We start from the raw sequence: 18,184 nt of genomic DNA on the forward strand, positions 1-18,184 counted from the left end.
GGGTACGTGATCTGGCACATGTTGGATCATGAGCAGCACCGAAAAAAATCACTCAACAACCATCCAGGCGACCGGTCATTCAATGAGCAAGAAGGCTTACCATCACGGCGATCTCCGTGCTGCGCTGATCGAAGCAACCCGACAGTTGGTTGAAGAGAAAGGACCTGACAGTTTTTCCGTATCTGAGGCGTGCAGACGCGCGGGCGTCTCGACTGCGGCACCGTACAAGCACTTCAAAGACAAGACAGAAATGCTGGTCGCCACTGTCCTTGAGGGAATGGATCGGCACCGAGACAAAATGCTTGCCGCACTGGAAGGCGTTCCTGAAGGATCCCCCGACCGCATTACCGCCATCGGGATGGAGTATATAGCCTTCGCTTTAAATGAGCCCGGGATCTTCAGGCTGAAATTTGGCGGCTTCACAGACCGCATCGCGGATCCCCGGCTGAAGGAAGGCGGCCAGCAAAGCTTTGCGATTCTGCTAGCTGAGGTTGCAAAGTGTCTCGGCGAACCGGGAATCACAGACGAAGTTCGCCGCCGCGGTTTTTTGCTATGGAGTTTCGTGCACGGGCTGTCGTTCATTCTGCATGACAAAGGACTTGCGGACAAAGGAGGAGAGTTCGATTTGCGTACTCTTCTCGAGGACGTTTCGGAAAGAATGCTCAGATGATCGTTCTCGGGACAAAACAAACACGACCCACCTTTGGTGGCGGACAAACCCAAGCATTAGATCGCCTACACCTATTCGACTGCTTTGGTTCAGGCAAATAACACTCTCCGGAAGCGCAGCGAATGTCCGCTATCCGAAATGCAAAGTCTATTCGTGAATGTCGCCTTCGTATTGAGCTAGTAGTAGCAGATATGGTGTACCGTAGAATCTTTAGTTCAAAGCCTCCGGTTCGTAGGCTGGCGCACTTTAAGCAGACTAGTTAGCTAGGAACGTCCGCAGGCGCCAGGATCGTCATTCCCACTCGACCTGCCACGGACATGATCGCCGGAATGTCTGGTGGTGCATCTGGCGCCGGAATATCGGTCGTGCCGTCAGGCATTGCTTCACCGGCTTCAGTAAAGAAAGTGTCATGCATCGCGCCGGGGGCATTTATACAAAGTAACCGGCCAGGCCGCTCTCCGGTGCATGTAAAGGCGTGCACTGCGCCGTCCGGAACCTTAACGAAGTCACCACATTTGACGTTGACTGTCTCACCATTCAAAAAGAACTCGAATTCACCATCGAGCACATAGAAACTCTCATCTTCACCAGCATGATGATTGGGCGGTGCACCGGCACCCGGTGCCGTCTTTATCTCAACAATTGTGCAACGATCTCCAGTCTCACTGGGAAAGGCATGAAAGGTCAAAAGGTTCCCAAGTAGATGATAAATTCGCGGGCGAGATTCAGTCATTATTGCGACTCCCTTTACTTGAAACAAACTGCCCTTATGATACACATATCCACTTATGAGACAAGTGTATTATAAAGGGTTTGGAATTGGCGCCTCGTACAAATCAAATCAACCGAACGCGAGAAGTACTTCTTTCGGCTGCACGTGACCTGATGTCGGAAGGCAAGGAGGTCACGCTAGCAAAAGTCGCTGAACGCGCCAAAACCAGTCGTGCGACGGTCTATCGCTACTTTTCTGACCCAAGTGTCTTGGCTTTGGATGCGACGCTCGATCTTGAAGTTACTCCAACGTCAGAACTTCTCGAGGGGCTGAATAACGTTAGGAGCCGTGTACATGTGGTCGCGCGCTACTATCTGGAATTTTCTCGGGTTAATGAGGCGCACTTCCGGCAGTTTCTGGCGGAATCACTCAAGGCATCTCTTGAGGATGGAACGGTCAAAATGCGTGGGGCCAGAAGATTAGCGGCTTTTTCGGAAGCACTTGCGCCAGTTCACCCATTGATGGAGCCGAAGGAAATTGACGACCTAGCAAAGCGATTGTCCATGACGACGGGCATGGAACAACTTGTCATTCTTGAAGACATTTTACGTGTGGACGAAGCTACTGGTTACCAACTTCAGAAAGGGTTGGTCGACGCTCTTTTGGATCGGTACTTGCCAAAAAACTGAGGCATGATTCAGATGCCGACTTTATCCTAAAACTGCTGGCAAATAGACAACTGTTCAACCTCCGTTTTGGGCTGGTCGCCGCCCTTGGCCCCCCACACGCCAATGACAAAAAGGTCCGCAAAGTGGACATCCGTTGCGACTTGGCGAAGGACCGCTTCGAGCGCAAAGCCCACAATCGGATCCCGTGGTAAAGAACAGTAGGCAAGGCCAGTGTTCCGCGTTGTCTAGTTCGCAGGACTGACCGCGTGCAGTCGCCAAGTATTTGGAACGCCCTTCAACTCGTGCTCACCGCAGTCTTGAAACTCGAACGGCGCACCAAGCATCAGTTGCCGCGTGAGATCGGATGCCAGAACCCGTCCTTCCTTGGCTTGGCCCATCACCCGCGCTGCTATGACCACGCCAAGGCCGCTGATATCCTCACCGCGAATTTCAATCTCACCAGTGTGAGCGCCGAAGCGTGCGTTAAGGTCGATTGCAGACAATGCTTCTTTCACAGAACCAGCGCAGGCCAGCGCGTTTGTAGGAGAACTGAACGTCGCCAGCACGCCGTCGCCAGTGAATTTCACCAGATGACCACCGTGTCGAGAGATCTGGTTTGCGCAAATGTCATCGTGGCGGTTCATCAAGTTGCGCCAACTCTCATCACCGATGCGTGCTTGTTGCGAAGTGGACGCGACCAGATCTGAGAATAGAACGGTAGCAAGGGTGCGCTTGGGTTGGATCGTCGCCGGTGCTTCGCCGGTGACAAACTCGACGATTGCGGCCGAATAGCTGTCCACGTCGCCTTCCCATGGCACATGCTCGTGGCCGGGTATGGTTTTGTATTTAGTGGATGGCATCAAACGCAGAAAATCTTGGGCGCAATCAGCCCCGTTGGGTTCTTCAAATTCGCGATGTATGACCAAAGTGGGTTGTGAAATAGAAGGCAGCAATTCCCGGATATCGATCCGGGCCGCCAATTCGAACAGGTTGGCGACTGTAATAGGGGTCGCGCTCATCCTTTGGAAATGCGCCCATGCTTCGTGAGCTTCAGCATCGTCCTCACTTGGGCCGAAAGCCGAGAATGGGTGAGGTTTATAGAGCTTCCCCCAATTCTCACGGAACTGTTTCAACGCGATTTCAAGGCTTTCGGGGGTCAGGTAACCGCGAGTTAGACGGCCTTGAGCGTACCCACCACACAAAGCCAGACGTTCGACGCGCTCGGGGCGCATCGCGGCATAGACACAGGCAAGGGAGGCCCCCTCGGAGAAAGCAATGACCGTGGCTGAGGTCATTTCAGTGACATCCATCACAGCCTCTATATCCATGACGCGCTCTTCAAGGGTTGGTGTCCCCTGAATGCGGTCTGACATGCCGTTGCCGCGCTTGTCGAAAGTAACCAATCTTCCCACCGAGCTGAGAGCAGTCATCCACTGCAGATAGCCCGGGTTTTCCATGGACGCTTCCAGGTGCGAAATCATTCCGGGGACCAAAACAAGATTGCGTGGCCCATCGCCCCAAACTTGATAGGCGATGGAAAGCCCGTCGCTTTCGGTGAAAAGGGTCTCCACATTGGCAGTCATGCGCCCCTCCCAGTCGTTCTTTGGCCGATGCTCCGCCCATGTTTTCAATGGTGTTCGCCGCGGGGCCAGCGCGTGATCATATTGAGGTTCGAATGGCCTATCGGTCAATGATCTCTTTGGTTGAGCGCAACGTGCGTCATGCCTTAACTGTGATAATCAGGTTAAGAAAACTGAAGGTCTGCACTTGTCCGCAAATCATTCATACAAACAAGTAGCAACGAACGATCGCTTCGAGTCCTGAGCAGTCATTCTAATATTCAAATTTGATTGTCATGGATCAAGGCGCCGAAACTATTTGTACCTCAATCTTCTCCAATCCAAAAGTAATTGGGAGGGGATTACTTATGACGACCCGACGTGATTTCATGAAAACCGTTCCGGCGATGGGAGCCGCTTTTGCCGTCGCGCCAACGTTCCTTTCAGAGGAAGGTTCCGCGCAAGCTCAGAGCGCCACACCTGCCGAAGGGCACTTTCATCCAAAAGGCAAAGCACCATCCGAGCACACTTTGAAAATCCTCGCCGAAGCGCGGGAGGCGCTGCCGTTCTCAGATACCCGCGATTTCGACGAGCAGGCTCGTGGTTTTATTGCGGCAATGCCCGAAGACGAGATAATGGCGGATGCGGGCAACATTGCTTGGGACATGGCAAGCTTCCGCTTTTTCGACGAGGACAAGGACTGGCCCAGCATTCACCCTTCTTTGCAACGTGTCTCACGGCTCAATCAGAACTATGGCCTCTATGAGGTGGTACCAGGTATATATCAGGTGCGCGGATTGGATTTATCCGATGTTTCCTTCGTACGTGGTGACAACGGATGGATTGTCATCGATCCGCTTCTCACGACTGAGCCCGCTCGCGCAGCGTGGAACCTTTTTCAAGAACATGTCGGTGATGGCCTTCCAGTCACAGCCGTTATCTATTCGCATTCACATGGAGATCACTGGGGGGGCGTCCGCGGGATAGTTGACGAAGCCGACGTACGCGCGGGCAAGGTAGAAATTATCGCGCCACGCGACTTCATGCAGTTCACAATTTCTGAAAACGTCTACGCTGGTAACGCGATGAACCGCCGCTTGTCCTACCAGTATGGACAACAGCTTCCTATTAACCCGTTTGGCTTTGCCGGTCAGGGTCTAGGGCATCGCGTTTCGCTGGGCGCTCTTGGGCTGATCGCGCCGACAAAGATAATCGAAGAAGACATCGAATACATCGACGTCGATGGCGTGCGAATGGTCTTCCAAAACACACCGGGCACTGAAGCGCCTTCTAATATGAATACGTACATTCCTGATATGAAGGCCCTCTGGATGGCCGAGAATATTACCGGCACATTGCACAACATTTACACCCTACGCGGCGCGCCGGTGCGTGATCCGCTGCGCTGGTCTAAGTACATCTCGCGTGCGTTGCACCTATTTGGCGAAGAAGCAGAGGTGATGTTCCAATCGCACCATTGGCCTCGTTGGGGCAACGACCGCATTCAAGAGATCATGCGGGCGCAGCGCGATATGTACGCGCATTTCAATAATCAGGTGCTGCACTTTGCCAATCAGGGCGTAACGATCAACCAGATCCAGAACGTCTACGAGATGCCCAAAAGCTTGCAGAACGAATGGCATTGCCGCGGCTATCACGGCTCGCCCGAGCACAACAGCCGAGGGGTAATCCAGCGGTACCTCGGGTTTTGGGATGCCAATCCCGCGACACTTATCCCGCCGTCTCCGGAAGACTCAGCGCCGCTCTATGTCGAGATGATGGGCGGATCGGACAAGATCACGGCCAAAGGGCAGGAACTTTTTGGTGCGGGCGAGTACAAGATGGCCGTCGAAATCCTGAACAGGCTTTTCCTGGCTGAAAACGATAATCAGCTAGCTCGTGATCTCTTGGCAGATTGCTATGAACAGCTTGGCTACCAACAAGAAAATCCCGGATTGCGGAATAGCTTCTTGTCGGGTGCTTATGAATTACGCTCCGGCATCTCAGATGCGCCGGTGCTTAGCTCGACCAGCCCCGACGTAATCCGCGCAATGTCCACCGAGCTGTTCCTGAACTACCTCGGCATCAAGATGGACAGCCGCAAAGCCGAAGGCATGCGGTTCACCATCAACTTGGTCACACCGGACAATGGAGAGAAGTTCATCATCGAACTGGAAAATGCCACCCTGACCAACATCGAGGGGTATCAAGCGAATGATCCGGACCTGACGCTTGTGATCAATCGCTCAGACCTCGAAATGACGATGATGGGTGCGGTAGAGCTGGAGCAGCAGATTGCAGATGGCACTGCTAAGATTGAAGGCGATGCCAACGTTCTCTCACAACTTGCCTCAACCATGGTTGACTTTGACCCATTGTTCGAGATCTTGCCCGGCACCGCGGCTGGGGAGGCCCAAGTCGTGGCGTCCAATGCGTATGAGGCTGTTCCCGGCGCGACAATCCCTGAATAACTCAGCTTAAGGCAAGGTGGACTATGTCACCTTGCCTCAATTTCCCTGTCTTTTGGAAATGACTAGATTTCGAACGGTAGCTTTGTCCGCTTAGCAGGCATTCATTGAATTCTGCCGAACGACCGCTTCGAGCCCGACGTAACCGTGCGTTTCAAGGCCGCTAACAAGAGGGTCAAATGTCTTTAACTTGTCGGCATTTCTTCGACTCACGTGTTGAATCGGTGTAACGCACCTTCGAAACGTCCGAATAGATGGCTTGGGTTTCCAAGCAAATCTCGGTCACGGTAGACAGCTTGTTGGGGGCCGGAAAGCGGACGAGTGCAGAACGCAAGTGAACGTTTAGGGCTTTGTATTTTGCCCCGTTGGCTGACCGCATGTGGGACAGTGATCGAACTGTGATATTGCTTCGGTGTGCACGCGGTTTCGGATATGATCTGCAGCGCGGCGCGACAGACCCAATTGCTTGCGAACGGCGTCAATTTCCTTCTCATCAGCCTCGCAGATATCGCCATCTTCCAGTGCTCTTCGAAATTCGAGCTCCAAGCTCGCACGTCGGCGGTGTAACTGGTCGTTTAGCCCGCTGGCGATGATACCTGCCGGCAATGCCGCCATTCCAATGCCAATCACTGTGATCGCAGCACCGAAGATCTTTCCGGCCACAGTAACAGGTGTCACGTCGCCATAGCCAACGGTCGTCAGCGTTGCCATGGCCCACCACATAGCCGCGGGGATGGAGCCAAACGCTTCTGGCTGCGCCTCGTGCTCTGCCAGCCAAGCGCCGCTTGCGGCAAAGATCAGCATCACCATCAGGATGAAGAAACCTGCAAAAAAAGCGCCGGCCTCTTCCTCGAACACGGCAAGCAACATGCCGAGTGCGGGCGAATACCGCGTGAGCTTGAGCAGTCGAAGCATTCGAAATGTCCGAAGAAGACGCAGATCAACCGGGAAAATCAGGTAAAGCAGCGCAGGTAATATCGCTAGTAAATCGATGATGGCGATCGGCGAGACGGCCCAGGCGGCGCGCGTTTTGTAACTTGGATTTTCGGTGGCGACCCACAGCCTTGCCGCGTATTCGACCACGAAAACAAACAGAGAAAGACCCTCAAAGAGGTTCAGCGCCAGGCCCCAACGGAAATATATGGAGTCGACCGTTTCCAGGATAACGGCGGCCACGTTCAGCGTGATTAGGGCAATTAGAGCTATTTCAAGCAACCAGGGACCGGTGGCCGCCCGGTCCGGGCGCTCGAGCCACCAATACACTTTCTGCCTTAGAAAGCCCGAACTTGTCACAGCCTCACTCATGTCGAAACTTCGTCCAGGCGCGCGTCAAGGGGATTGCGATTTGCGATAGCAAAGCGGTCCCCCAAATAAGATTGCCAACCAATGAGGGGACATGTGGGACGACATAGAAACAGGCAATAGCCAGAACAATCCCAAACACCCGTACATCCCAACGGCCGAAATCCGATGCCAAACGGTGTTCTGTGACGCTCTGAAGCACCCAAAGCATTGCGATATAACCAGCAAGACCGAAACAGCCAATGGCGGCATATTCGGTTGGATATGGTTCCCAAAATCCGACTTTGACCTCGGCAGCAAGAGCGACGCCGACCATGACGCCGCAAAGCATCAAGATCAGATGCGCAAGCCACCAGATGACCAATGTCGACACCTTTTTGTCCTTTGGTTTGGCATTGCCGACAAAGTCGAAATAGATCCAGCACATGACGAACATCGACACACCACCGATGACAAAATTGACCAGCACGTCGGGCGAAACTTTGTAGATGCCTTTCTCGGACAGGGTGACGACCAGTTTGAAGAACCCTTCGCCCAAAACGATCAGTGTCAGCAGAGCAAACCGTTCGGCCATGTGGCCAAGGCGGGGAACGAACCGCTCAAAACGCAGGACGGTGACACCGGGGATCATGTACATTGCCTGCGTGGCCACCATAGCTGCCGCGAATACCCAATAGGCAAGCGGAGTGGGCAAAAAAGCCGCGATGGCAAAGATTACCGCAAAGACCGAGAAATTGCGGATCTGGGCCGTCGACATCGACTCGCCTGAAGAATTGGCCCGCCGGGCTCGATAGTACAGCGCCGCGATCATGGCCCTGTTCGCGGCAAATCCTAACGCGAAGAAAACCCAACCCTTTCCGTCAATAGCCGGGATCGCCGCTGCCATAAACATCACGGTACAGATCATTACGGACATGATCAGGCGATGCCAAAAATCCGTACTGACGTAGATCGAGTTGAATATGCTGAGTTCGCCCCACGCGTACCAGAGCGTGATGAACACCCCGGCGAACACAAGAAACCCATGCAGATCGAGATGATGCGAAAGGTAATTGCCCAGCAGAAAGATCGTCACGACATGGATCAGGTCATAGAACAGCTCGGCCCAGTGGACATGATCATGTGCGTGGTCAAGGTCCCGGTGATGTTGGGGCTTTCGCCACATGGGGTGGTCATGCAGTGCCATAAATTAGAACTCTTCAAGGTTGAAAGGCTGTAGTGGCCGACATGCAGCCACCCCGACTGAATTTTTTCTATAACGGAAGGTTGTCGCGGAGACCTACGTCATGCAACCCCCACAATGGTTGTTCAGCGAGGGCATGCCGGGCAACATCCGTCCGATCGTGGATTTTTTGTGCCGGAAGGACACGGCATTCACGGGTGTCACGCGGCCCTGTCGTCTCGTAGTTGCAGCAGGATGCGGGTGTAGTTTTCTACGCCCTGCGCGCCGGTCACAAGGTGGCGTTGGTCGAACATCATTGCGGGCACGCCTCGAACACCTTGGTTGATCCAGATTTGCTCTTTCTGGCGCACGTGATTGGCCCGATCTTGGCTTTGCAACATGTCCAGCGCATCCGCGCGGTTCAGCCCGATGCCAGCAGCCGCGCCGGCCAGAACCTGTATGTCCGAGACATTTTCGCGGCGTGTAAAGAACGCCGAAAAAAGGGCCTGCTTCATTTCGTGGCCCTTGCCTTGCTCGGCGGCCCAGTCAATCAATTGATGCGCGCGGAAGGTGTTATATATCCGCATGTCATCGGCGTAATTGAACGTGAACCCCAGTGCTGCGCCCATCTCGGTCAGGCGGGCTCGTGCCTGGATCGACCCTTCCAACGTGGTCCCGTATTTCGATGCCAGATGGTCGCGCAGGTTCTCTCCGCGTTCTGCCATCTGAGGATTCAGCTCGAACGGGTGCCAGCGGATATCCAGTTCGACGCCGGTGTCGCGTGCGGCCTTGGCGAGCTGGTGGTAGCCAATCACACACCACGGACAAACAACGTCTGACACGACATCGACACGGAAAGAGGGCGCATCTGGCACGGTTCAGGTTCCTTTCACATCTCCGGAAAAACGCCCCGCGTTTTCCTTGGCAAAGGCGCTGGCATCCGCGTTAGCATCCCAGAACTGTGGGTTGGCCTTGGGGATGGTCAGCGCTCTCTGCACAGCGGGCCGGGCATCGATACGGTCAAACCAGGCGTTCAGATGCGGAAGGTCCGACACATCCACCCGGGCCCAGACATAGGCACGCGCCCACGGGTACAGCATCATGTCAGCGATGGTGTATTCGTCCGCTGCAATCCATTCACGCCCGTCCAGCCGTGTGTTCATCACCTCCATCAATCGGCGGCTTTCGTCCACGTAGCGACGGATCGAGAAGGGCTCTTCGTGGCCATTTGGCGCGGCGATATGCTGGAAATACATCGCCTGTCCCATCATCGGCCCCACATGGCCGACCTGAAACAGCATCCACTGCACAACCTCGGACCGCTTGACCGGGTCCGACGGCAGGAATTTTCCATATTTCTCGGCCAGATGCCACAGGATCGCACCGGATTCGAAGATGGCACGGCCTTCCGAACGGTCCTCAATCGTTGGGATCTTTCCGTTTGGGTTCAGCGCCAGGTAATCCGGCGCCTTCTGTTCCTGTTTGGAAAAGTTGATATGGGTCAGCTCGTAGGGGATACCTGCCTCTTCCAGAAAAATGACCGGCTTGTAGCCGTTCATCGTGCCTGCGGTATACAGGTGAATATCAGGCTGGGACATGTTCAACCTCGACAAAAGTGGATTTCAGATGCGCGTCAAATCGAGCGAAATCGGCCTCGATTTCGGGGTTCTTCATAACATCGAATGCCGCGAATGTCGGTAGGGCCTGCATACCGAAGAACTTGGCGTTCAGATGCATCGGGCGCAGCAGATCGTCAACGCTTGCTCCGGCAAAGAACGGCTCGGCGGGGTTGTCGAATGCTTCTTTCGGCGCATTAAATGTCACCGACAGCATGTATGTCTTGCTGTGCAGTGATCCACCCATGCCGTAGTTGGCTTTTGGTGCGTCGGCGGTGCGACCGTCGCCAGCGCATAAGCGGCCATCCATTCCGGCTGTGTAGACCTCATCCATATATTTTTTGAAGATCCATGGGACGCCCATCCAGTTTACCGGGAACTGCATGATGACCGTATCTGCCCAAACATGCGCCTCGACCTCTGAATTTGCGTCATAGCCATCAGCAACGGTGGTCATGCGTACTTCGTGGCCCATTGCGGCCAACGTTCTGCGTGCGCGTTCGACGAGGCTGGCGTTCAACTGTCCGGGGGCGAATTCGTAGGGCTGGGTGCCGTTCACGATGAGGATTTTACTCATGTCCATATCCTATATGTGCACTGTGTGAACCCCTTGACGTGGGAGGGGGTCGGGAGCATTTGAGTATTGAGGTGTGGAAAATCAACCAGTATACTTTTAGTAACCTTAAAAAATAAGGGGAAGGATAACGATGCGGGCGCGGGTGGACGAAGATGTGAAAGGGCGCCGAATTGTGACAGAGGCCTGCCAGGAGCCATGCGCAATTGAACGGGGCATGCGGATCATCGGTGGTAAATGGACCGGGTCCATCCTATGGCACCTGAAGGATCGTCCGGTGCGTTTCAACGATCTTGCTCGGTTGCTGGGTGGGGCCAGTAAAAAGATGATTGCCGAGCGGCTGCGCCAGCTAGAGGATCAGGGGTTGGTGAGCCGACACGTGATGGATACCGCGCCGGTTTCCGTGCAGTATTCTATCACTGACCTTGGCCGCACGGCACTTGGGTTTCTCGACGAATTGCGAAAGTGGAGCGAGGAATTGCCTAACGGCTTAAAGTGATGACTTTAGTCCGTGTTCAATGATCTGAAAGTCAGAGTTTTTCTGACGGCGTACCGAACGAGGTTTTCACCAATCTGAGGATGAAGTGACAAGGTTACTTAGAAAAGCAATCCAAGGGTTTGTTTTCCCCAAGAAAGTAGTGCGAATAAATTTCTGCGGGCCGCTCAGTGCCATTTGAACCGACAGGTGACGTAACAGCTGTCCCGCAGGCCACGAGTTTTGTTGAACCAAGTTCTGGCATCCTCAGCGAATGGCTGCTTTGCCAAGTAAACGGCAGCGAAAGCCAGTCGATATGCATTGCGATTTCCAATCTGTCCGCAAAGTGGTCGTCCATGCCAAGTGCAGCGAATGACAGCGTTGGAGTCCAAAGGCGACTTAGGTGATGAGCGCAGCATGTGTCGTTTAGGGCGGAAAGCGGGGGGTCGCTGCGCGCGCGGAATGACATGGTTCCAGCTGTCAAAGCTGGCCTTCGAATTGGATCTTCTATGGAAGTGCATTTGAATACCCCAGAACCAACAAGTGGCCCAAATGAAAAAACAATGAGTCGTTCCAATGCACCACCGCGGTGTTCACGGCAGCTTTCTTTGATAGCATGCAAGAAAACTGAGCAAATATTCCGCTACACGCAAAAATGAGCTGAGAAATTGGGCGAACCGGCAGTCCGATGACTGCATTCAATGACCTTGTAATTGCGATCAATGAGTCTTGGGCTCACTTGAGTTTCTATGAAACAACACCTGACTGTCGTTGTAGTAGAGCAGAATCAAGATCGTGCTTTTGCAATAGTAGATGCCTTAAAAGAGTCCGGTGACGTAGAGGTTTTTGTGATCGGCAACGTCTCTGGGCTGGCACGCAAAATCGCAACGCATGGCCCAGACATTGTCCTCATTGATATCGACAATCCCTCGCGCGATATGCTGGAAGAGCTGACCGTTGCGTCGGGTCCATTGGAACGTCCAGTAGCTATGTTCGTCTCGGGCGCAGCGGGCGGATTGGCGAAAGCCGCTGTTGAGGCTGGGGTGTCAGCCTATGTGGTCGACGGATTGCAGGCCGAACGCATCAAACCTGTGATCGATACGGCTATCGCCCGCTTTCAGGTCCTACGCCAAATGCGGACCGAACTGGCCGAAACCCGCCGTGCGCTGGAAGAGAGAAAAGTGATCGACCGTGCCAAAGGGCTGTTGATGAAAGCAAAGGGCGTGTCAGAGGACGAAGCCTATGCCCTGCTGCGCAAAACCGCGATGAACCAGAACCGCCGGGTCGCAGATGTGGCAGAAGCTCTGGTCACTGCTTCGGGGTTGTTATCATGAGAACCGTAACTCTGCCTGTTGCCTACATGCCCTTGGTCGACGCGGCCCCGCTGATCGTTGCGCGCGAGATGGGGTTTGATCATGCAGAAGGGATTTCGCTGGATATGCGTCCAGCTCCGTCATGGTCATCTCTGCGAGATATGCTTGCCTTTGGGCATGTGGATGCCGCGCATCTGCTGTCACCGGTCCCTGTTGCGATGGCCTTGGGTCTTGGTGGCATTGCGACACCTTTATCTGCTGTGTCCGTCCTGTCACTGAATGGCAATGTTATAGGCGTTGGAACTCGACTGGCTGGGCGGTTAACCGACCAAGGCTACGGCTTCGATTTCTCAGATGCCGCTGCGGCTGGGTCCGCGTTGGCAAAAGCCACCGGTGACGTGTTGGTCTTTGGTGTGCCTTTTCCATTTTCCATGCACGTCGAATTGTTGCGCTATTGGGTTGCGGGAACCGAGTTGGCCTCGAAACAGGTCGAAATCCGCACCGTCCCGCCGCCATTGATGGCGCAGGCCCTTGCCGGTGGCGAGATCGATGCGTTCTGCGTGGGCGAGCCGTGGGGCTCTTACGCCGCGGACGATAATGTTGGTGCACTGTTGCTACCGGGTAAAGCGATTTGGACCTGCGCACCGGAAAAGGTGCTGGCGGTCCGAAACGATTGGGCAGAGACCGAACCGCACCTGCTGGGTAGCCTCATGCGCGCGGTTTGGAAAGCCGGGCGCTGGCTGTCGAAGGCCGACAGCCGGACCACCGCGTCCGAAATGTTGTCGCGCAAGGCATACCTCAACGTGTCACCGGAACTGATTGACCGCGCCCTTATGGGAGAGTTCACCATCTCGGCGAGCGGTGAGCAGCGACAGGTGGACGGTTTTGTTGAATTCTTTGACGGTGCCGCGAGTTTCCCATGGCGCAGTCAGGCCAAGTGGATCGCGCATCAACTGGCGAAACGGAATGGGATCGATGTTAGCACTGCCGAACGTCAGGCCGCCCGAGTCTTTCGCAGCGATCTGTATCGACGCGAGCTTGTCGGCTTGGGTGTCGAAACTCCCGGCGCGTCGGAGAAGCTCGAAGGTGCGCTGCCCGAGTCGACCGCGGTGGCCTCGGTAAACGGAAGCCTGATTCTGCCGCCCAATGTTTTTTTCGACCGTCGCATTTTCGAGCCCGCTGGTTGAGAGTGCCTAATTTTTTTGCAATGCAGCATGAATTCATGCCGCATCGCAGAAAATTCGCATCCTGATGCCCAAAAGCGGATGACGGCCCGGTTCAGGGATGCCTAAATCAGGACATCGGCAGGCAACGACGCCCACCGACAGAATTCGCCCAAAGTATTGGGCACCTCACGAGAGCAAAGCCGCTCGACCAACTGCCAACTCCTCCTGGCGGTGTGTGTCGGCGGTTTTTTTTTGTTTGCCCAAGGGGTTGGGCTAAACCGAAAGGGATCGATATGAAAAAGCTTCTTCTGAGCCTCGCAGCGTCTACAGCGATTGTATCTCCGGCATTGGCTGAATTGGAACTGGAAAAAGACGAACTGACCTTTGGCTTTATCAAACTGACCGATATGGCGCCGCTGGCCGTGGCCTATGAGAACGGTTATTTTCTGGACGAGGGCCTTTTCGTCACGCTTGAGGCGCAGGCCAACTGGAAAGTACTGCTGGATGGCGTGATCGACGGCCAGTTAGATGGCGCGCATATGCTGGCCGGTCAACCGCTGGCGGCCACTATTGGCTACGGGACCGAAGCCCATATCATCACACCGTTTTCGATGGACCTGAACGGCAACGGCATTACCGTCTCGAACGAGATTTGGGAAGAAATGAAGCCCAACATCCCAAAGATGGATGACGGCCGCCCGCAACACCCTATCAGCGCCGAGGCTCTGGCCCCGGTGGTTGAGAAATACAAATCCGAAGGAAAGCCGTTCAACATGGGCATGGTCTTCCCGGTTTCGACCCACAATTACGAGTTGCGCTATTGGCTTGCCGCCGGTGGTCTGCACCCGGGGTATTACAGCCCCGAAAACGTGACCGGTCAGATTGGCGCGGATGTGTTCCTGTCCGTGACGCCTCCACCGCAAATGCCTGCCACGTTGGAGGCCGGCACGATCTACGGTTACTGCGTGGGTGAACCGTGGAACCAGCAGGCTGTTTTCAAGGGTATCGGTGTACCGGTGATCACGGACTATGAGCTGTGGAAGAACAACCCTGAAAAGGTGTTTGGCATCACTGCCGAGTTCGCCAATGAGTATCCCAACACCACGTTGGCCGTGACCAAGGCTTTGATCCGCGCCGCGATGTGGCTGGATGAAAACGAAAACGCCAACCGCCCTGAAGCGGTCGAAATCCTGAGCCGCCCGGAATATGTGGGCGCGGATTACGACGTCATCGCCAACTCGATGACCGGCACCTTTGAATATGAAAAAGGTGACAAACGCGAGGTTCCCGATTTCAACGTGTTCTTCCGCTACAATGCGACCTATCCCTTCTATTCGGACGCGGTCTGGTACCTGACCCAGATGCGCCGCTGGGGTCAGATCGCCGACGCCAAGCCAGACAGCTGGTATGACGAGGTTGCTAAGTCCGTCTACAAGCCAGAAATCTATCTGGAGGCCGCGCGCCTGCTGGTCGAGGAAGGCCTTGCGAATGAAGCCGACTTTCCCTGGGAAAGCGATGGTTACAAAGCGCCGACCCCGGCAGAGGATATCATCGACGGCATCGCCTATGACGGTCGTACCCCCAACGCCTATCTCGAAAGCCTGTCCATCGGTCTGAAAGGCGATCAGAAGATCGTCGGCTCGGACGTACAAGGCTAAGCCCGAAGCGCCGCGCCCGGTCAGCGCTGGGTGCGGATTCCAAAGTGCCCCGCCATCGCAAGGACACATCAGATGACAACGGTCGATCCCGAATTCAACGCTGACGCAGCCCGAGAGGAACGTCGCGCCCGCCTTTTCACCCGCATCAACGCGGCCGACAAATGGTTCCAAGTGCTGGGCCTCAGCTGGGCCACGCCTGTTCTGAAAGCCGCCGCCGGGGACAACCCGCGCGCCCAGATGACCGAGATATGGCGTCTTCTGGTCGTCCCCCTGCTGTCGATCTGCGCGTTCCTGCTGCTGTGGGGGACGCTTGCCCCGAAAGTGCAAACCTCTCTGGGTGCGGTCCCCGGACCGGCTCAGGTCTGGGAAGAAATGATCAACTTGAACGAGGACGCGCAGGCGAAGGCTGTCAAACGCGCCAAGTTTGAGGCGATGGTCGAGAAACGGAATCAAAAACTGATCGACGCAGGCCGCGCAGATGAGGTCAAGCAAGTCGCTTACACCGGTGCGCTGTCCTACTATCAGCAAATCTGGACTTCGATCAAAACCGTGTTTTTCGGGTTCCTGATCGCGACCGTTGTTGCCGTTCCGCTTGGGATCGCCGCCGGTCTGTCGCCGACCGCAAATGCGGCGCTGAACCCGCTGATCCAGATTTTCAAACCGGTCTCACCTCTGGCATGGTTGCCGATCGTGACCATGATCGTCTCGGCGGTATACGTGACCAATGACGGCTGGTTTGCCAAATCCTTCCTGATCTCGGCCATTACCGTGACGCTGTGTTCGCTGTGGCCCACCTTGATCAACACTGCACTGGGTGTAGCGTCCATCGACAAGGACCTGGTGAACGTCTCCAAAGTTCTGAAAATGAACACTTATACCAAGATCACCAAGCTGGTGCTGCCCTCGGCCTTGCCTTTGATCTTCACCGGTTTGCGCCTGTCACTGGGTGTCGGCTGGATGGTCTTGATCGCCGCAGAAATGCTGGCGCAGAACCCCGGTCTGGGCAAATTCGTCTGGGATGAATTCCAGAACGGTTCGTCCAGCTCGCTCGCCAAGATCATGGTTGCAGTCTTCACCATCGGCATTATCGGCTTCCTGCTGGACCGGGTGATGTACGCGCTGCAATCCCTGTTTACCTTCACGAATAATCGGTGAGCGCGATGAGCATTCTGAGCTTCACAAACACCTCGAAATCCTTTGGTGTAGGCACCGCGCGCACAGATGTTTTGAAGGGCATCAATCTGGACGTGCAAGAGGGCGAATTTCTGGTGATCCTCGGGTTTTCGGGCACCGGTAAGACGACCCTGATCAACTTGATGGCCGGCCTGGATATGCCGTCGAATGGCGAGGTCACCTTTAAAGGTGCCCCGATCAAGGGGCCGGGTCCCGAACGCGGCGTGATCTTCCAGAACTACTCTTTGATGCCGTGGTTGACGGTCAGCGGCAATGTGGGTCTGGCAGTGGATACGGTCTTTCCAGGCCTCAGCAAGGCCGAGAAAGCCGATAAAGTCGCGCACTACGTCAAGATGGTAGGACTCAGCCATGCCGCTTCGCGCCGCCCCGCAGAACTGTCGGGAGGGATGCGTCAGCGGGTCAACGTGGCGCGTGCCCTGTCGATGAACCCCGAAGTTTTGTTGTTGGATGAACCGCTGTCGGCGCTCGACGCCCTTACCCGCGCCAATCTGGCCGATGAGATCGAAAATATCTGGGAAGCCGACAAGAAGACCTGCGTGCTGATCACCAATGACGTGGATGAGGCGATCATTCTGGCGGACCGTATCATCGCTCTGAACCCTGATGGGACATTGGGGCAAGAGTTCCGCGTGTCGATCCCGCGCCCACGTGAACGTGGGGCGATGAACAACGATGAGACCTTCAAACACCTGCGCGCTGAAGTCACTAAATACCTGATGGATGTGGGGATCGAGGCCAAGGTCGAAGGCTCGCGCATCTTGCCGGATGTCACCCCGATCCACGGAGTTCCAACGGCGGTCGCCGAGGCCCAAAAGGGGATGATCGAGAGCCGCTTCCTCGACTTTTCACAGCTACACAAGGTGTATCCGACGCCCAAAGGTCCTCTGACCGTAGTCGAGGATTTTGACCTGAAGATCGACAAGGGCGAGTTCATCTCGCTGATCGGCCATTCGGGTTGCGGCAAATCCACGGTCCTAACCATGGCCGCTGGGCTGAACGACATTTCGAAAGGTGCGATCAAGCTGGACGGCCGTCACGTCGAAGGGGCCGATCCCGAACGTGCTGTGGTGTTCCAATCGCCCAACCTGTTCCCATGGCTAACCGCCAAGGAGAACGTCGCGATCGGTGTCGACAAGGTCTATCCCAAGGCCAGCATGGCCGAGCGGCAGGACGTGGTGGAGTACTATCTGGAACGCGTCGGATTGGCCGATGCGATGGACAAATCCGCCTCTGACCTGTCGAACGGGATGAAGCAGCGCGTCGGCATCGCCCGCGCTTTTGCCCTATCTCCCAAACTCCTGTTGCTGGATGAACCTTTTGGAATGCTCGACAGCCTCACCCGCTGGGAATTGCAGGAAGTGCTGATGGAGGTCTGGTCCCGCACCAAAGTCACCGCGATCTGTGTGACCCATGATGTGGACGAGGCGATCCTGCTGGCCGACCGCGTGGTGATGATGACCAACGGCCCGCAAGCGACCATCGGCAAGATCACCAAGGTCGACCTGCCACGCCCACGCACGCGTAAAGCCTTGTTGGAGCACCCAGATTACTACGCGTACCGGCAGGAAGTCCTCGATTTTCTGGAAGAATACGAACATGGCGCCAAACCCAAAACACCCGCCCCCAAGGCGATTGCAGCGGAGTGAA

The 18,184-nt window shown here is 55.3% G+C and carries 16 protein-coding genes; 9 read left to right on the plus strand and 7 right to left on the minus strand.

The genetic code is table 11. From position 1 onward, the window contains the following. The first annotated feature begins 28 nt into the window (after positions 1-28). Positions 29-670 carry a TetR/AcrR family transcriptional regulator gene (locus tag GOV89_RS11050; RefSeq protein WP_217352154.1) on the plus strand — a complete coding sequence of 214 codons (642 nt, stop codon included), beginning with the start codon at positions 29-31 and terminating at the stop codon, positions 668-670. A 259-nt stretch (positions 671-929) separates the two neighbouring features. On the opposite strand, the gene GOV89_RS11055 is transcribed toward GOV89_RS11050, so the two are convergent. Continuing rightward, positions 930-1,403, minus strand: a complete 474-nt coding sequence (locus GOV89_RS11055) for a cupin domain-containing protein (protein WP_171177665.1) — start codon at positions 1,401-1,403, stop codon at positions 930-932. An 86-nt stretch (positions 1,404-1,489) separates the two neighbouring features. On the opposite strand from GOV89_RS11055, the gene GOV89_RS11060 reads away from it, so the two are divergent. Next, positions 1,490-2,071, plus strand: coding sequence for a TetR/AcrR family transcriptional regulator (locus GOV89_RS11060; RefSeq protein ID WP_256368548.1), 582 nt, complete (start codon positions 1,490-1,492; stop codon positions 2,069-2,071). A gap of 224 nt (positions 2,072-2,295) precedes the next feature. Here GOV89_RS11060 and GOV89_RS11065 read toward each other — a convergent pair whose 3' ends face one another. Further along, positions 2,296-3,633 carry an adenylate/guanylate cyclase domain-containing protein gene (locus GOV89_RS11065; RefSeq protein WP_171238203.1) on the minus strand — a complete coding sequence of 446 codons (1,338 nt, stop codon included), beginning with the start codon at positions 3,631-3,633 and terminating at the stop codon, positions 2,296-2,298. Between the two features lie 344 nt (positions 3,634-3,977). On the opposite strand from GOV89_RS11065, the gene GOV89_RS11070 reads away from it, so the two are divergent. Further along, positions 3,978-6,080, plus strand: coding sequence for an alkyl/aryl-sulfatase (locus tag GOV89_RS11070; protein WP_171238204.1), 2,103 nt, complete (start codon positions 3,978-3,980; stop codon positions 6,078-6,080). A gap of 339 nt (positions 6,081-6,419) precedes the next feature. Here the strand turns inward: GOV89_RS11070 and GOV89_RS11075 are convergent, their stop codons facing one another. The 5 genes from GOV89_RS11075 to GOV89_RS11095 all read right to left on the minus strand — a co-directional run bounded on the left by GOV89_RS11075 (position 6,420) and on the right by GOV89_RS11095 (position 10,734). Then, the gene (locus tag GOV89_RS11075; protein ID WP_171238205.1) at positions 6,420-7,382 is read right to left on the minus strand and encodes an ion transporter; all 963 of its coding nucleotides are present in this window, start codon (positions 7,380-7,382) and stop codon (positions 6,420-6,422) included. Next, a complete protein-coding gene (locus GOV89_RS11080; protein ID WP_171177655.1) occupies positions 7,375-8,565 on the minus strand; it encodes a low temperature requirement protein A in 1,191 nt (396 codons plus the stop codon). The genes GOV89_RS11075 and GOV89_RS11080 overlap by 8 nt, the downstream gene beginning before the upstream one ends. 197 nt (positions 8,566-8,762) lie before the next feature. Then, a complete protein-coding gene (locus GOV89_RS11085; protein ID WP_171236762.1) occupies positions 8,763-9,416 on the minus strand; it encodes a DsbA family oxidoreductase in 654 nt (217 codons plus the stop codon). A 3-nt stretch (positions 9,417-9,419) separates the two neighbouring features. Next, complete coding sequence (locus tag GOV89_RS11090) at positions 9,420-10,139, minus strand: glutathione S-transferase family protein (RefSeq protein ID WP_171238206.1); 720 nt, start codon at positions 10,137-10,139, stop codon at positions 9,420-9,422. After that, a complete protein-coding gene (locus tag GOV89_RS11095) occupies positions 10,126-10,734 on the minus strand; it encodes an NAD(P)H-dependent oxidoreductase (RefSeq protein ID WP_171238207.1) in 609 nt (202 codons plus the stop codon). Before GOV89_RS11095 ends, GOV89_RS11090 begins: the two co-directional genes overlap by 14 nt. Before the next feature lie 130 nt (positions 10,735-10,864). Here GOV89_RS11095 and GOV89_RS11100 point away from each other — a divergent pair, with 130 nt between their 5' ends. The 6 genes from GOV89_RS11100 (at position 10,865) to GOV89_RS11125 (ending at position 18,183) form a co-directional block, all read left to right on the plus strand. Continuing rightward, positions 10,865-11,230, plus strand: a complete 366-nt coding sequence (locus GOV89_RS11100; RefSeq protein WP_171177647.1) for a helix-turn-helix domain-containing protein — start codon at positions 10,865-10,867, stop codon at positions 11,228-11,230. Between the two features lie 725 nt (positions 11,231-11,955). After that, entirely contained in the window at positions 11,956-12,540 is a 585-nt protein-coding gene (locus tag GOV89_RS11105; protein ID WP_171177643.1) for an ANTAR domain-containing response regulator, read from the plus strand. Next, positions 12,537-13,706, plus strand: a complete 1,170-nt coding sequence (locus GOV89_RS11110; protein WP_171238208.1) for an ABC transporter substrate-binding protein — start codon at positions 12,537-12,539, stop codon at positions 13,704-13,706. Before GOV89_RS11105 ends, GOV89_RS11110 begins: the two co-directional genes overlap by 4 nt. Before the next feature lie 272 nt (positions 13,707-13,978). Next, a complete protein-coding gene (locus tag GOV89_RS11115; RefSeq protein ID WP_171238209.1) occupies positions 13,979-15,343 on the plus strand; it encodes a CmpA/NrtA family ABC transporter substrate-binding protein in 1,365 nt (454 codons plus the stop codon). A gap of 72 nt (positions 15,344-15,415) precedes the next feature. Beyond that, positions 15,416-16,498, plus strand: coding sequence for an ABC transporter permease (locus tag GOV89_RS11120; RefSeq protein WP_171238210.1), 1,083 nt, complete (start codon positions 15,416-15,418; stop codon positions 16,496-16,498). Positions 16,499-16,503: 5 nt separating this feature from the next. Beyond that, entirely contained in the window at positions 16,504-18,183 is a 1,680-nt protein-coding gene (locus tag GOV89_RS11125) for an ABC transporter ATP-binding protein (RefSeq protein WP_171238211.1), read from the plus strand. Position 18,184 lies beyond the last annotated feature (1 nt).

The organism is Ruegeria sp. HKCCA5763, assembly GCF_013034545.1.
Lineage (GTDB): Bacteria > Pseudomonadota > Alphaproteobacteria > Rhodobacterales > Rhodobacteraceae > Ruegeria.

What these genes read in the sequence shown, in the direction of transcription:
- GOV89_RS11050 (WP_217352154.1), top strand. Translation starts at nt 29, where the DNA reads ATGAGCAGCACCGAAAAAAATCACTCAACAACCATCCAGGCGACCGGT.
- GOV89_RS11055 (WP_171177665.1), bottom strand. Translation starts at nt 1,403, where the DNA reads ATGACTGAATCTCGCCCGCGAATTTATCATCTACTTGGGAACCTTTTG.
- GOV89_RS11065 (WP_171238203.1), bottom strand. Translation starts at nt 3,633, where the DNA reads ATGACTGCCAATGTGGAGACCCTTTTCACCGAAAGCGACGGGCTTTCC.
- GOV89_RS11070 (WP_171238204.1), top strand. Translation starts at nt 3,978, where the DNA reads ATGACGACCCGACGTGATTTCATGAAAACCGTTCCGGCGATGGGAGCC.
- GOV89_RS11075 (WP_171238205.1), bottom strand. Translation starts at nt 7,382, where the DNA reads ATGAGTGAGGCTGTGACAAGTTCGGGCTTTCTAAGGCAGAAAGTGTAT.
- GOV89_RS11080 (WP_171177655.1), bottom strand. Translation starts at nt 8,565, where the DNA reads ATGGCACTGCATGACCACCCCATGTGGCGAAAGCCCCAACATCACCGG.
- GOV89_RS11090 (WP_171238206.1), bottom strand. Translation starts at nt 10,139, where the DNA reads ATGTCCCAGCCTGATATTCACCTGTATACCGCAGGCACGATGAACGGC.
- GOV89_RS11095 (WP_171238207.1), bottom strand. Translation starts at nt 10,734, where the DNA reads ATGAGTAAAATCCTCATCGTGAACGGCACCCAGCCCTACGAATTCGCC.
- GOV89_RS11100 (WP_171177647.1), top strand. Translation starts at nt 10,865, where the DNA reads ATGCGGGCGCGGGTGGACGAAGATGTGAAAGGGCGCCGAATTGTGACA.
- GOV89_RS11105 (WP_171177643.1), top strand. Translation starts at nt 11,956, where the DNA reads ATGAAACAACACCTGACTGTCGTTGTAGTAGAGCAGAATCAAGATCGT.
- GOV89_RS11110 (WP_171238208.1), top strand. Translation starts at nt 12,537, where the DNA reads ATGAGAACCGTAACTCTGCCTGTTGCCTACATGCCCTTGGTCGACGCG.
- GOV89_RS11115 (WP_171238209.1), top strand. Translation starts at nt 13,979, where the DNA reads ATGAAAAAGCTTCTTCTGAGCCTCGCAGCGTCTACAGCGATTGTATCT.
- GOV89_RS11120 (WP_171238210.1), top strand. Translation starts at nt 15,416, where the DNA reads ATGACAACGGTCGATCCCGAATTCAACGCTGACGCAGCCCGAGAGGAA.
- GOV89_RS11125 (WP_171238211.1), top strand. Translation starts at nt 16,504, where the DNA reads ATGAGCATTCTGAGCTTCACAAACACCTCGAAATCCTTTGGTGTAGGC.